This window comes from Lysinibacillus sp. G01H (assembly GCF_028872195.1).
Taxonomy (GTDB): domain Bacteria; phylum Bacillota; class Bacilli; order Bacillales_A; family Planococcaceae; genus Lysinibacillus; species Lysinibacillus capsici.
Genome location: NZ_CP118397.1, coordinates 4,356,513 through 4,370,840 on the forward strand (window position 1 = coordinate 4,356,513; position 14,328 = coordinate 4,370,840).

General features: G+C 37.5%; 17 protein-coding genes. 2 read left to right on the forward strand and 15 right to left on the reverse strand.

Going from position 1 to position 14,328, the window contains the following annotated elements; all coding sequences use genetic code 11:
- Positions 1–2: 2 nt before the first annotated feature.
- The 3 genes from PSR12_RS22075 to PSR12_RS22085 form a co-directional block, all read right to left on the reverse strand.
- A complete protein-coding gene (locus PSR12_RS22075) occupies positions 3–284 on the reverse strand; it encodes a hypothetical protein (protein WP_221681594.1) in 282 nt (93 codons plus the stop codon).
- Positions 277–849 (reverse strand): hypothetical protein, encoded by a 573-nt coding sequence (locus tag PSR12_RS22080; RefSeq protein ID WP_221681595.1) that lies wholly within the window; start codon positions 847–849, stop codon positions 277–279. The genes PSR12_RS22075 and PSR12_RS22080 overlap by 8 nt, the downstream gene beginning before the upstream one ends.
- A gap of 85 nt (positions 850–934) precedes the next feature.
- Positions 935–1,585 (reverse strand): BMQ_0737 family morphogenetic spore coat protein, encoded by a 651-nt coding sequence (locus PSR12_RS22085; protein ID WP_004231775.1) that lies wholly within the window; start codon positions 1,583–1,585, stop codon positions 935–937.
- 235 nt (positions 1,586–1,820) lie between these two features.
- Between PSR12_RS22085 and PSR12_RS22090 the strand changes: the two genes are divergently transcribed.
- Both PSR12_RS22090 and PSR12_RS22095 read left to right on the forward strand, forming a co-directional pair.
- A complete protein-coding gene (locus PSR12_RS22090; protein ID WP_274770534.1) occupies positions 1,821–2,963 on the forward strand; it encodes a hypothetical protein in 1,143 nt (380 codons plus the stop codon).
- A 163-nt stretch (positions 2,964–3,126) separates the two neighbouring features.
- On the forward strand, positions 3,127–3,744 hold the full coding sequence (locus tag PSR12_RS22095; RefSeq protein WP_221681597.1) for an exosporium glycoprotein BclB-related protein: 618 nt from the start codon (positions 3,127–3,129) through the stop codon (positions 3,742–3,744).
- A gap of 79 nt (positions 3,745–3,823) precedes the next feature.
- On the opposite strand, the gene PSR12_RS22100 is transcribed toward PSR12_RS22095, so the two are convergent.
- The 12 genes from PSR12_RS22100 to PSR12_RS22155 form a co-directional block, all read right to left on the reverse strand.
- Entirely contained in the window at positions 3,824–4,336 is a 513-nt protein-coding gene (locus PSR12_RS22100; RefSeq protein ID WP_221681599.1) for a YfiT family bacillithiol transferase, read from the reverse strand.
- Between the two features lie 273 nt (positions 4,337–4,609).
- Positions 4,610–5,089: a hypothetical protein gene (locus PSR12_RS22105; RefSeq protein WP_274770535.1), complete on the reverse strand. Its 480-nt coding sequence runs from the start codon at positions 5,087–5,089 to the stop codon at positions 4,610–4,612.
- A 72-nt stretch (positions 5,090–5,161) separates the two neighbouring features.
- Positions 5,162–5,809, reverse strand: a complete 648-nt coding sequence (locus PSR12_RS22110; RefSeq protein WP_274770540.1) for a hypothetical protein — start codon at positions 5,807–5,809, stop codon at positions 5,162–5,164.
- Complete coding sequence (locus PSR12_RS22115; protein ID WP_274770541.1) at positions 5,806–6,294, reverse strand: GNAT family N-acetyltransferase; 489 nt, start codon at positions 6,292–6,294, stop codon at positions 5,806–5,808. The genes PSR12_RS22110 and PSR12_RS22115 overlap by 4 nt, the downstream gene beginning before the upstream one ends.
- Before the next feature lie 82 nt (positions 6,295–6,376).
- Positions 6,377–7,948 carry a BCCT family transporter gene (locus PSR12_RS22120; protein WP_274770549.1) on the reverse strand — a complete coding sequence of 524 codons (1,572 nt, stop codon included), beginning with the start codon at positions 7,946–7,948 and terminating at the stop codon, positions 6,377–6,379.
- A gap of 118 nt (positions 7,949–8,066) precedes the next feature.
- Positions 8,067–8,837 (reverse strand): alpha/beta hydrolase, encoded by a 771-nt coding sequence (locus PSR12_RS22125; RefSeq protein ID WP_257520733.1) that lies wholly within the window; start codon positions 8,835–8,837, stop codon positions 8,067–8,069.
- Positions 8,837–9,616, reverse strand: a complete 780-nt coding sequence (locus PSR12_RS22130; protein ID WP_257522562.1) for an ABC transporter ATP-binding protein — start codon at positions 9,614–9,616, stop codon at positions 8,837–8,839. Before PSR12_RS22130 ends, PSR12_RS22125 begins: the two co-directional genes overlap by 1 nt.
- Before the next feature lie 29 nt (positions 9,617–9,645).
- A complete protein-coding gene (locus PSR12_RS22135) occupies positions 9,646–10,641 on the reverse strand; it encodes a FecCD family ABC transporter permease (RefSeq protein ID WP_274773500.1) in 996 nt (331 codons plus the stop codon).
- Between the two features lie 28 nt (positions 10,642–10,669).
- Entirely contained in the window at positions 10,670–11,677 is a 1,008-nt protein-coding gene (locus PSR12_RS22140; protein WP_257520734.1) for a FecCD family ABC transporter permease, read from the reverse strand.
- Positions 11,678–11,832: 155 nt separating this feature from the next.
- Positions 11,833–12,816: an ABC transporter substrate-binding protein gene (locus tag PSR12_RS22145; RefSeq protein WP_274770551.1), complete on the reverse strand. Its 984-nt coding sequence runs from the start codon at positions 12,814–12,816 to the stop codon at positions 11,833–11,835.
- 205 nt (positions 12,817–13,021) lie between these two features.
- Positions 13,022–13,852 (reverse strand): helix-turn-helix domain-containing protein, encoded by an 831-nt coding sequence (locus tag PSR12_RS22150; protein WP_274770553.1) that lies wholly within the window; start codon positions 13,850–13,852, stop codon positions 13,022–13,024.
- A gap of 10 nt (positions 13,853–13,862) precedes the next feature.
- On the reverse strand, positions 13,863–14,327 hold the full coding sequence (locus PSR12_RS22155; protein WP_257520737.1) for a DinB family protein: 465 nt from the start codon (positions 14,325–14,327) through the stop codon (positions 13,863–13,865).
- Position 14,328 lies beyond the last annotated feature (1 nt).

Sequence of the window (14,328 nt, forward strand, 5' to 3'; positions counted from 1 at the left end):
CCCTAGCCTGAATATCTTTTTAGTAAATTGACCACCTCTTCAAGCTGCTCTCTACTTTCCTCTAGTAAATCATCCAGCTGCTTCATCCATTTTCCTTCTGACTTTGAATTCTCTAATTGGTCAACATGACTATTCTCGCCTGAAACAAGATAGGCAATTAATAGCTGTAATGTACTTTTTTCAAGAAAGGCAAAGCTATTGTCTTGTTCATTGCGACGACTTAGCTGTTCCTTCACTAATTGTTGAATTACACTACCAAACTCTTGTTTTTCGTTGTCACTCATTGTCTTCCTCCTGTGTCTGGCCCATTCCATTTAGATTAATTGGATTTAAAACAACAACACCTTCTGTGAGCTGATCGCAATATGTAAAACCCATAATCGTGCCTGAATATGATAAATTATGGGACCATTTTATTTGAAAATTGGTAAATGAAATAGTTTCATTCGGTTCGATTGTTGATTTACCAACTGGTCTCAGCCAATACTCCTCTTTGCTTGATTTGTCATTAAAACGCTCCCACTGACTCTGCCCCTGTGTTTTAAAATTCGGAGTGAAATTTTCATGAACATATCTCCCTGAAAAGTAAAAAGGTGACTCCTTGGGTATTGTTATACACAGAGATGGGTTCGTGACGGCTGCACTACCAATATTACGAATATGATAGGAGCCTAAACATAAACTCTCTTGCTCAGGATCATAAGAAATATTAAATGCAGTTGTAAAATAACTAATGAGGTTAATCCTATTGGGAATTGTTAATTCCTCAACCAACCTTTTAATATCATGAACATAGGCATTTGTTTGTTCTTTTAGTGCCTGTATCTTGTCTTCAATACGATCTGCCACTTTAAACCTCCTTGTTATTTCCATTAAAAAAAAGAGAGGATTACCCTCTCTTCATAGTATGACTTTCTTCTTTTTGTTATCACAATTAACCAACAGTTGGGAAAATAACTGGGCATTGTTGTGGACGAACCGCAGTTGGACATGAGAATGGTAAGTCTGCTCTTGGTTCGCAGAAAGTTGCTAAAAATTCCACAGTAACCGGGAATGTAGATTGAATACTTTGACAAACAGCAACAGTAATTGTCAACGCAGAGAACGTAATTGTACCTGCTGCAGCACCTGTTCCAACACTAAGTGTTCCAGTTGTACAAACGAAGCAATCTAAATCTGTGTATAAAATTTCAACGTCTGTTCCCTTAGGTGCACATAATGTCACTTGCTCACAGCGAGAAACTGGAATATTATTGCTTGTGAAAACAGTACCATTAGGTAAAGTAACGACAATTGTTAGAATGAAGTTCTTTTGAACATTTAGATGTTGCAGACAAACCGTTGATCCATCAATAGAGAATTGGCGATTCTCACGGTTCAGAATCACAATTGGATTTGTAGTTGCTGGAATTACTCGACAAGTAACAATAGCACCTGTTAAGTCAGTAGTTGCTGTAACACCTGGGAATGTAATTGGTCCAGTAGGTGAAATATCAAACGACATTTCTTTTACAATCCAGTCGTATACCTTATCAACATTTATACAGATTAGTTCCTGCGCCTGGGATGGCATATGCTCTTGCATCCTTTTGACACCTCCATAAAATTTTTATCTTTCGTTTGTAGCATATGTTTTTCAGCTATAAGTGCATGGGCTAACAAATAGTTACATTGGATATTTATTAAAATCAATCAAGATTTGTTTTCATACACTTCCCTCATTAACGATACGAATCAAAATGTTGAAAGAACCGTTATATTTGTAACAGAAAGTCAATATTTTTAATAAACTAATAATGGACTGAAAGGGGTGAACTACAATGGAAGAGTCAAAATTGTATACCACTCAAGAAATTGAAAATTTAAAGCAAAAAATTGAATCTTATAGAGAATCGTTAACCTCGTTAAAAATGGGGGAGTCAATTGAAGATTTCCTTTATATGAAGCAGGAGTTTGATGGACTAAAAACACAGATGGCCCATTTAGAAGGGATTACTCAGACATTGGATACTAAACAAAATTCATATATAAAAGGATACGACGATCAAATTAAGGTTCTTTCAACACAGCTTGAGTCTTTGAATCAAACCATTGAAGGAATGAACCAAGAGATTTTATCAATTTTAAATAGACTATTGCCAGTTAAAGGAAATGATACAAAAACCGTACCGCCCTCCATTGACATGCCTGCTCAAGCTTATTCTAATCTTTTACCTAGACAACCTAGAATGACACAGACAGCAGATCAAACTACAATTACATCAGCACAACCTTCTTATAGACTACTACAAAGTGTGGCAGGTAAAGCCAAAAACCACCAACCAAATGTAAATATCGGGGGTCCCTCTCCTCAGAATGGTCTACCGGAAACTAAACCTGAAGAACGGCATTTTAATCAGCAATATTTTCAATCAATCAATACGCACCCCAGCCAAATATACAATGGTTTATACAGAAACACGACAGTTGAATCCACCTTCCATTTTAAAAATGCCATGGATGCAAAGGAAGTTCCAGTAAGTGTTTATGATCCATCTGCCGTACAGCCTGCTTCAAGCGAAGAAAACATCGAGAATGATACTTTACAATCTTCTATAGTTAATGAATCCGATAGCACTAAAACTGAAACATTAAATAATCCTATGGAGGTTGTGAAAATTGAGAATGAACATAACAATCTTGAGAATCCCATTGTAACGAATGACTCGATAGAACGAGTTATCTTGGAGCAACCTAGCGAGCCTGTTAATCAAGACATTGAAGCAATAGCTAGTGAGCCTCTCAATCAAATCATTGCAGAAACAGAAGAATATGTTGAAGTGTATCATTCTGATGCAACCTATGAGGTTCATCCGTCCTTTGAAGAAGAGATCATGCAACTTGAACCTGTAAACAAGCCGATTGAGGAAGAACATAAAAAGGGAAAAAACTCATTTTTCGATTTCTTTAAAAGATGGAGTTAACATTATCTTAAACATCCACTATGTCAAAACATACATAGTGGATGTCTTTATGTGTCAAATAAAAGCTGTCATTAAGAAATCATTGAATTTATAGGTGAAATAGATAATTGCCCTTAACCCCTAATCTGAAATGAATAGAATAATGAAGAAAGGGGGTGTAAAAATGTGTTTGAATAACTCAATGTGTGGCTGTTCAGGTAACGGTCATGGTAACGGGGAGTGTACTGCACTGGGACCTTTTGTTGCAATTGACGCTGCATGTATTACTCCACCAGCCGCTACTGGTTCCATTATCCCATTCTCATCAGGAATTACTCCTGTTGCTTTAGTGTCTCTTGCTACTGGTTTAGTTGGTACTGTAAGTCTTGTTGGATTTGGTACATCTGTTCCAGGGGTTGCTCTAGCTGGCGTTAATATCGATTTAACATCTAGTCTTGCTACAGAAGCATTTACTGTTCCACGTCCAGGTACAATTACATCTATTTCTGCTACAATCTCAGCAACAGCTGCTTTAACACTAACAGGAACAGCAACAGTAAGAGCACAAATTTACCGTGCAGTTTCAGGAAGCAACGTTTTCAGCCCAACTGGAGCATTTGTTGATTTAGCACCAGCTTTACCATTATTAGCATTAGCTGTAGGTACGATTGCAAGTGGTAATGCAAACGTTTCAGTACCTGTAAGTACTGGTGATCGTTTACTAATGGTATTCTCTATGACTACTACAGGAGTTGCTGCTACACTTGCTGGTAACGCAAGTGCTGGTATTACTATCGTATAAAATAAACTTAAATAATAAATGAAAACAAGTGATTTCCTCATTAGCAGAAATCACTTGTTTTTTCATAAAACATCAATATTTATTTAACCAAAGCATTCTGAATATGTGCCAAATGATGCTTGCCATGCCATGCATAAAGGCCAATTGCATGCTCAAGAGTCGTCAGGCCTGAATCAGGATGATTAAAGGCTCTTTCTAATTGTTCATCCGATAAACTTGACAGTAAATAAACCCAACGTTCATGTAAGCTTTCAATCAAATTAAAAGAAATTGCTACTGGCATTTCAGAATCTGGTAGCTGTGCCCATTCTGCCTCATTGTAGGGCTTAATGGTTGGTACATCCTCTGTTAACGCTAGCTTAAAACGGATATAGCTATTCATATGACTATCAGCAATATGATGGACTAGCTGTGTCACGGTCCAGCCATTTTCACGGTAAGATTTTGCTAAGTCTTGCTCGCTTGCACCACTTAACGCCTCTGCAAGTTGTTTTGGTAACAAACGGATTTCATTAATCCACTCTAGTACTTGCTGTGAATTCATTTCTTTGGGAAATTGGAATTGTCCAATAGGATAACGTAAATCTTTCATATTGCTGACCTCCATTTTACTTTTTATATTACCAATTTAATATTTTTCTTGCTACAACCATGCACTGTAATTATCTATGTTCAATAGCTTTTCGTATTTATATATACTTTCTGAATGGCGACTTCAGCATCTTGTGCATTTCAGAGAATATGAAAGCAATACACAATGTAAGCTTACATACGCACAACATACACCTCCTTTCCCAATACATATTCAAACAATCAAAAACCCTTATTTTATAAGTTTAAATACTTACAAAATAAGGGTTTACTATTATTCCCGGATATCGTATATCAACGTATCAAAGTATTTTTCATTTGTATATAGTAGAATAGCCCATTCACCAGACTGAGGAATTTTCACATGAGAAGGTGTATGTGCATCTGCTCCATTAACAGGTCCGCCGAGTCCTATGCTCCAACCATCCACTAAAATCGGTTGTATGACTTTAGATTCTCTATGGTATCCAATAACCGTTAATTCTGTATCTCGTACTTCATCTATTCCCCATAGATGCCACATCCATTTTTGTATGCTTAAACTTGGCATATCTGCGCCAATGACACCCGATTTATCAGCATTACCAATAATGCCTCTTTCACCAAATTTCTCTGCCTTATGCTCCCAATCAACTAATGCAAAATCATTTTCTTGTACAAAATCAGGTAGATCCTCTGGCATTGTAACATTTGCTTTATCTGTACAACCCACTAAAATTAATAGCAATATACATAAAAATACAACTCGTTTCATAACATCCCCCTTTCTTATGAAACGTTTGTTATAACCAAATTGTTACAGATAATTCTGTAAATTGCGAAACCATCATTTTATGGTACTCTTTACAATATCAACTAATGACTTTAATGGATGGAGAATTGTAATCGCCGTGTGATCTTCAAATCGTTGTGCTGCATCCACCATCGATAGCTGGGCTACAGATAGAAATTTTTGCTCAGCTGATAAAGTATGTAAAGTTCTTGAAATAGCCTCATCATAGGCTTCCTTTTTCCCCTGTATAATAAGCTCAAATGTATGCTCAATAATTTTTGCCTCTACATCTACTGATATTCCTCGTTGCTTAGCATATTGGTGAAGTCTTGCCATCGTTCCTTCAACAGTCGCTGGATTTGAGAAAAGAATTATTTGAGGCTGTTGCTTACTACATATACTTTCAAAATAGGGCTCATCAATCTTTATAATAGGAATCAGGGGATTAGAAAAAGTTTCTCCTTCTAATAAAGCAATATAATTTGTACACGTTATTAAAATGGCATCCACATCACAGCTAATTATCCATTCAATTTGCTCCTTAACTTTACGCGCTAAACCATCACTACCTTTAGACACTTGCTGTATCACGCCAGGGTCTACAAAATGGAGTATCTCTATGTCTTCAGCGCTTTGAAAAGCGCGCTCTATGTATTCTATATTGGAATAATGAGCATGCAAGCAGCCGACCTTTTTTCTCAATTAAACTCCTCCTCATTGGAAAGTCTCTTTTCCATTGTTGCTATTACTAGAGAGTTACCATTACAATTCTTCACCATTTCCTCTTTCGTTACAACATAACCTAATGAACGATATAACTCAATATTACGTGGAACACTCATACGTACTTTGCACTGACTAATTGTTATTCCCTTCGATAGTGCATATTGTTCAAGCCAAGAAATTAGTGTTTTAGCTAAACCTTGTCCCTGTCTTTCTGGGATAACTGAAAGTCTAAAAAAATAAATTCCCTTTGTACTGAGGGTAAACCTTACCATGGCAACTGGCTGTTTATTGATATAGCCAATAAACGCTTGTTCACTTTGCTGCATTGCCTGCTCAATAAAATCCACCGTTTCACTTAGTGCACTGGATGGTGGAGTGGCTTTTTCATATTCTTGAAACGCCTGTAGCATCACCTGATGTATAACTGGGGCATCCTTGCTCTGTGCTAAAACAATTTCCATCCTAAAGCACCTCTTATCGTTTTTTATTCATAATAGTGCATGTTAAAACAAAAAGAAACCGTATTATTTCGAATACGGCCTACTACTTAGTATGTTTATCTTTCACTTTTGCTTCCTTTTCAATATGCTTTCTCGCTATTTTCAAACGTTGAATATCCTTTTTCTGAAGAGGAATAATCTCTTCCTTCATCATCTTAATATACGCAATCATTAATAAAAGTAAAACCACTGTAAAAGGTAATGCTGCGATTAACGAGGCCGTTTGTAATGCTTCAAGACCCCCTGTATACAATAAAACGCCTGAAATAGCTGCCATTAAGACACCCCATACTAACTTTGATAAAATTGTGGGATTTAAAGAACCTCTGGACGTCATACTAGCCATAATAAATGTAGCTGAATCAGCAGAAGTGATTAAGAAAGTAAAGATTAACATTATGCCTATAACTGGGGCTAACAGTGATAATGGCAAATGTTCAAGCATTTGAAAAAGTGCAATTGTAACATCATTACTAACCGCTTCAGCTATATGTGCATTTTCATGTAAATCAAACCACATGGCAGTACCACCAAAGACTGCAATCCAAAAACAGGCAATAAGGGGTGGGATAATTAAAACCCCTATAATAAATTCTCGAATCGTTCTACCTTTAGATACACGAGCTATAAATGATCCCACAAACGGAGACCAAGCAATAGCCCAAGCCCAATAAAAAATAGTCCAATCTTTTACCCAAGTTCCCCCCACATATGGCTGCATTCGAAGGCTATACTGAATAAAATTTGAAATATAATCCCCTATTGCTAATGTAAAAGTTTCTAGAATGAAAACTGTAGGGCCTGTTATAAATACAAAAAGCAACAGAACAATCGCAAGGCCCATATTAACATTACTTAAAATACGAATCCCTTTTTGAAGACCTGTCGTAGAAGAAAACATATAGCCTACAAACATAATGGCAATAATAGATATTTGTATAAGAAATGTATTTGGCAAGCCAAAGACAAATTTCAATCCCCCATTTGTTTGTAGAACTCCGAGGCCAATAGACGTGGCTACACCCATAACTGTAGCAATAACTGCCAGAATATCAATCGTACTTTTGACTATACGATTTGAACCAGTGACTGGCTCTAAAGCTGTAGAGATTAATAAATTTCGTTTTTTATTAAATTGTACATAGGCCATGACCAGTCCCATAATAGCATACACTGACCATTGGCTTATACCCCAATGAAAGAATGAATATCCCATGGCAAGTCTTGCAGCATCTGTTGTTAAAGGTTCCGTAGAGCTAAAAGGTGGTGAAAAGTAATGACTCATTGGCTCAGCTACTCCCCAAAAGACCAAGCCTACGCCAAGTCCTGCGGAAAAAAGCATGGAAATCCATGTTAGAAAGCTAAATTCAGGTCGACTATCTTCTGCCCCTAAGCGAATGGTGCCATATTTACTTATTGCCAAGCCGAATAAAAAAATAACGATAATAAAGACTGTCAATAAATAAAACCAGCCGAAATAATCCGTAGTCATATGAAATACGCTGTTTGCTACGTTCTTAAATTTTTCTGGTATCGTTGCTCCAATAATGACCAAAAGAAAAATTACTCCACTAGAAATAAGAAATACTGGGTTTTTTAAAATTTTATTTTGCATACAGCGCCTCCATTTATACCAGACAGATGACCAAATTTCCTTTATTATGCGTACCATTCGGTAATTTTATTAATAAATAAAAAGAAACCGCACTGTCAAAAGACAATGCGGTCTACTATTAATGTGATTTATGCGTAAAACGTATGGCTCTACTCATAACAGTTGGTACGATGGAAGCATGATTTTCGTTTAAAGCCTCATAAAATTCAACATTCATTATTTTTTCTAATACGGTCGCCATTTGGCGCGCATCATCCACCATAAAGGTTTCAAGTTCACCTGCGCTCAAAAACAAAGTTTCGTTCATATCTTGATGCTCGTTCAGAAATACTGAAGCACAGTGCACTAATTCATGCTCATTCCACCAAATGGATGGGCTAATAGCTAGATAGCGCTGGAAGCTTGATTGGTGGTGAAATAGTTGCCACAGTGTAAAGTAACCTCCTAGGGAATGACCAAATAAAGCTTGCTGTGCTCGATTTACTGGATACTGTGCCTCAATCGTTGGCTTTAGCTCTTCTTCTATAAAGCGACTAAAATCCACTGCTCCTCCAAGCTTTTCATGACTTTTTCCTTTAAATCTTGCTGGATAAATATACGACTCCGCAGGTGCTGTAAAATCATAAAATCTTCTTTCACGCATATCGTCGCCATGACCAATTCCAATAACAATAGCCGGAAGGATACCTGTTTTTGGTGCATTACGACTTTGTAGACGCACCGCTTCCTTTACAAGGTTAAAATAGGATGAGCCATCGAGTACATACAAAACTGGGAAGCCATCTTGTGGTGCTTCCTCCTCTGGCACATAGATGTTAATCGTGTACGAATAATTTGTCAATTTTGAAGTCATTTGTTGTGTAACGTAGTCTACTTTATTTATATTCATTAGATATCCTCCTTCAAAATTTCGTAGCCATAACATACAGGTGTATTTGTTACAGGATCTTCCATAATGCGTGCATCAATATTAAATACTTTACGCATCACCTCAGCACTTAAAATTTCCTGTGGCGTGCCAGTTTGCATGATAATACCGTTACGCATTGCAATAAGATGATCTGAATATCTGGCAGCATGGTTAATATCATGTAGAACCATCACTATTGTACAGCTGTGCTGCTCATTTAAACTTTTAACAATGTCCAATACCTCTAGCTGATGAGCCATGTCTAAATAAGTAGTAGGTTCATCCAATAGCAAGATATTTGTTTCTTGTGCTAAGGCCATAGCCAGCCAAACACGCTGACGCTGACCTCCTGAAAGCTGGGCAAGCTCCCTATTTCGATATTCCATCGTATTAGTAACCGTTAAAGCCCATTCAATCATTTCCTCATCCTTATTCGTTAAACGATTAACATTGTTGCGATGTGGGTAGCGACCATACGCAATTAACTCCTCCACTTTCAATTGACCAGGAGCTATCGGTGTTTGAGATAATATTGCTAGTTTCTTGGCAATATCTTTGGTCGATAAATTTTGCATATTTTGCTCCTGCAAATATACCGTACCTTGTTGTTTTTTTAAAATACGTCCTATCGTTTTTAGGAGTGTAGATTTACCACAACCATTCGGACCGATGATTGTAGTCACTTTGCCCTCTTCTATCGTTAAATTTAACCCTTCAAAAACACGTACCTGCTCATAACCTGAAGCCAGGTTTTCCATTCTAAATGCAGTTTGCACGCCATTTCCTCCTATGCCTTAGATTTCACCAGTAAATACAAGAAATATGGAATCCCAATAATTGAAACGACAATACCAACAGCCAGTTCCGATGGTGCAAAAACGGTTTTACCAATAAAATCAGCTAGGATTAACAGACCTGCTCCAATTAAAGCACTCACTGGCATAACATAACGGTGTTGAATAGCAACAAGCTGCTTGGCAATGTGTGGGGCCATTAAACCTATGAATCCAATACTCCCTGATACAGACACACAAGCACTGACAAGACCTACACTGGCTAATAACAGCTTCATTTTCTCCTTTTCAACAGCTATTCCTAAACTTGTGATGCTATCCTCTTCAAGCTGAAAATAATCGAGTAAATAAGATTTTCTATGCACATATATTCCTAAAATCAAAAGCCAAGGTAGCATCGTAAGCGCAAAGATCCAATTCGCATTATAAATAGAACCCGCCATCCAAATAGCCGCTGATTCAAAATCTTGTGCACTCATTTTTAAGGATAGGTACAAGGACAAAGCTCCAAATCCACTATTGATAGCTATACCAGTTAAGATTAATCGCTGCATATCCAGATGACCATTTTTTAAAGCAAATGAAAAAATCAAGCTAGCTGCAATTGTTCCACCGATAAAACCGAATAGTGGCATCATTAAAATTGACATCCAGCTGTTCATATCTGCACTCACTAGCTTTAATTGAAAGAAGTACATGAATAGAACGACTGCTGCACCAGCTCCAGCATTAATCCCTAATATTCCTGGATCTGCTAGTCCATTGCGTGTAATCCCCTGTAATACAACTCCAGCCATACCTAAGCCAATACCGACAAGTCCAGCAATGACAATCCGAGGTAAACGGAATTCAAATATAACAAGATCAAACTTTGAATTTGACTCCATCCGCAACAATGTTTTGATGACATCCATTACAGACATATCAAAAACACCATTTGTAATATGTAAATAGCTCGCAACTAAAATCATTAAAACAAGCATCAGCATGGTTAAAAAGAATACACTTGAGGTTTTTTTACGCACGTTTTTCACCTCCGTGCTTACGAACTAAATATAAGAAGAATGGTACACCGACCAATGCGGTTAAGACACCAATTGGCGTTTCAAATGGATAATTGACAACGCGGCTCAGGACATCACAAAGCGCTAAGAAAAAGGCTCCAATGACGGCTGCACAAGGAATAATATAGCGATAATCAACACCAACAAGGAAGCGTGTAATATGTGGTATGACTAACCCTACAAAGGCGATTTTCCCTACAAGGGCAACCGCTGTCCCTGTCAAACATACGACAGCTAGCATGCTAATAATACGTACTGCTTTTGTTTTCTGTCCTAGCCCCATGGCAATATCTTCACCTAATGAAGTAATGGTAATTGCTTTTGCAGAGAATAAAGCCAAGATCAACCCAGTTAAACCAAATGGAATAGAAAGGATCAGCATATCCATATCTACCATATGTACCTTTGTGTTATACCAAGCACTTACTGTTTGTGATACTTGGAAATACATCGCAATAGCAGTAGCAATACTACTTAAAAATGTGCCAATGACAGTTCCAATTATGGCTAGCCTTACTGGAGATAAGCCATTGCGGATTAACGAGCCAAAACCAAAGACAATACCTGCACCCAATGCAGAACCAAGCATCGATAAAAAAATCATTTGATAGTTTGGTAGCCCTGGAAAAAAAACAATGGCTAATGTAATGACAAATGCAGAGCCATCATTGACACCCATTAATGAAGGCGAGGCTAAATAGTTTCGTGTAATCCCCTGCATGACTGCACCGGCAACTGCTAAAAATGCTCCAACTAGTAACACCGCAGCAACTCTTGGAATACGGCCTGTTCGTATAATTTGATGATCAACATCCGATGGATCAAATGCTGTCATCGACTGCCATACTGTAATGGCACTAATATCTTTTGTCCCATACATAACAGAAATAAGTGCCACAAGGGCAATAAGGAAAGGAGATATCGCTAATATTGAAAACGACACTATGTTTGTTTTTTTCAACTTTCACACCTTTTTCTTTATCCATTTTGCGGTACACAATATCGATTACTTAAGTGTATACCCTTAACAACTGCCTGCAATGAAAAATGCCACATCTTACAAAAGGCTGGTAATAGCCCGGTGATATCACCAAATCTACTACCAGCCTGTTTATACTATTTAAATAATTTTTCAGCTGCAGCATCTAAGAATTTCACCTTAGACCAAGCAGTACCACCTTGTGCTAATGGCTCAATTGTGTTGACGAAAACTTGATTATTTTGTGCTGCCTTTAAGCTAGTGAAAATTGGATTCTTTTGTAGCTCCTCTAAAGCTTTTGGCGTATCCTTATTCTCTGAATCCTCGAATTGTAGGAAAATCACATCTGGATTTACTTGTGCTAATGTTTCAAGTGATAGTTCCGCTTGCGCCTTAGCTGTTGTAACAACTTCTGGTACAGGTGCTCCTAAATCTTCATATAGAACAGGGTTTAAATAAACGCCTGCTGGATAGATGTACATCACTCCACCACGTATACGGATAATTAATACTTGCTTATCTGCTAATTGCTCCTTGGATTTTACTTGGGCATCAGCAACTTTTGCTTCATAGTCAGAGATGATTTTCTTTGCATCCTCTTCCTTCCCAGCTAATTGTGCAAGCAAAGTTAAATTTTCTTTCCAATTTGTTGAAATATGTGAGTATGGAATCATTGTTTGAATTTTGTTGAGCTTTTCAGCCGTTTCTTCAGGGAATTTCGAAGTACCCACAATTACATCAGGATCCAGATTAAGAATGGCTTCTGCATTTGGCTCCATTTTATTCCCTACAAGTGTAGCTCCTTCAAAATCTGTTGCTAGATAGGCAGGAACTTTTCCACCTACTTCTAGGACACCTACTGGCTTAATACCAAGTATCGCCGCATCTTCCATCGATTCAAGACTGGCAGCGACAATGTTCTTTACTTCGGCTGGTAGCTCATATTGCTCACCTAAGTACGTTACGGTCTGTGTTGATTTAGCTTGCTCTGTCTGTGACTCTGTTGCACTTGTCTCTGCTGTATTAGCTGTTGATGTTGATTCCTCTGCTTTATCTGTTCCACATGCAGCCAGTGATAATGCTAATAGTGCAGGTGCACACATTTTAAAATATTTATTCATAGATATTCTCCCCTAACGAGCTCATATTGATAATGATAATCGTTTTCATATATAAGTCAATACATAATTGATACTCATTATCATTTACGGATACTATCCTAACAAAGTGAAAAAAGATTGTGAATGGACGATTTCGAGAATGACATGGATTTTTGCCGATTTTGCTATTAAAAAACTGCTTCTTTTTTTGGAAGAAGCAGTTTTTTTACATATAATTGGATTCCTCCATTTTCATCTTTCTATAGGCGGAAGGAGATAAATTTGTGCACTTTTTAAACACTCTACTAAAGTAAAAGCAATCGACATATCCGACACATTCTGCTACTTCAGCTACTGGAATGACATCATATTCTAGCAAGTCTTTTGCACGCCGTATACGATATTCCGTAATATAAGTGCTTGGATTCATACCTGTATGCTGCTCAAATAAATAAGCAAAACGGCGACGCTCAATGCCCAATTCCATCGAGATATTTGATACTGAGATTTGCTCTGCATAATTTTCATGTATATACTGTAATGCCTGCTCTATTAATTCGCTGGCACTATCTAAAACCTGCATTTTTGCCGCCACAAGGATATCTTCCAACAAATTCATAAATAATGTCTTAGACTTGAATACAGCCATATTACCAGGAAAGGAATAGCTCTCCACTAATTGCTTAACATGGCTAATAATTTGTGTGTTAAAACCTGTATTAATTAGAAAATGTTGCTCTGCTAGTGGATATAGATTTATTTCTTCTGTTGGTAGGCGATAATGAACAACTGCATACTCCCAACCTTTATGACCAGTCGCTCTCACTTCTATCGGCATCTGGGGGCCTGCATGGACAATCATTCCAGGCTCCATCATATAGGGGGTTCCATTAAAGCTAAAGATCGCACTCCCTGCAAGTGGTACTACTAACCCACACTTATCTGGAGCTGTTGTTCTACCAGCATCTACTTCACCTGGGTCCATTTTTTTAGTAAAAACATCTGTAAATTTTACAGAAGCATGTGCAAAGTAATCAATTAAATATTTGATATCCATATGCTAACTCCTATACATGTATAACATTCTGAATCTGTGGAAAATGATGTAAATCATGATTGATTAATCCTACAAAATAGTCGATTATAGTCATTTCTGACTGCCCAATTTTAAATGACTGTTGCCATTGCTCGTCTGTCCATTGCTGAATATCCTGCAATAATTGACGCCTTGTGGACATAAAATCATTCAATGTTTCCTCCATTGTTTGTTCACGGCTTTTCTTAGCTGCCATCGTATTCAAATGTGCTACATCTGGTCCTTTCGGCAGACGCTCATCTGTAAACAGAAAAGGGATTCGGTGATTTAGCACAAACTTGTCCCATGGAGGAAGATGCCCAATTACCTCTGCAACCGACCATTTCCCAGGTTCAATAGGCATACGCCATTGCGCCTCAGATAACCCTCGCAAATTATCTATCCAATCTAAAGATTTTTTATAGTGTTTAATGACATAGGTTTTATCTTGTTGCAAT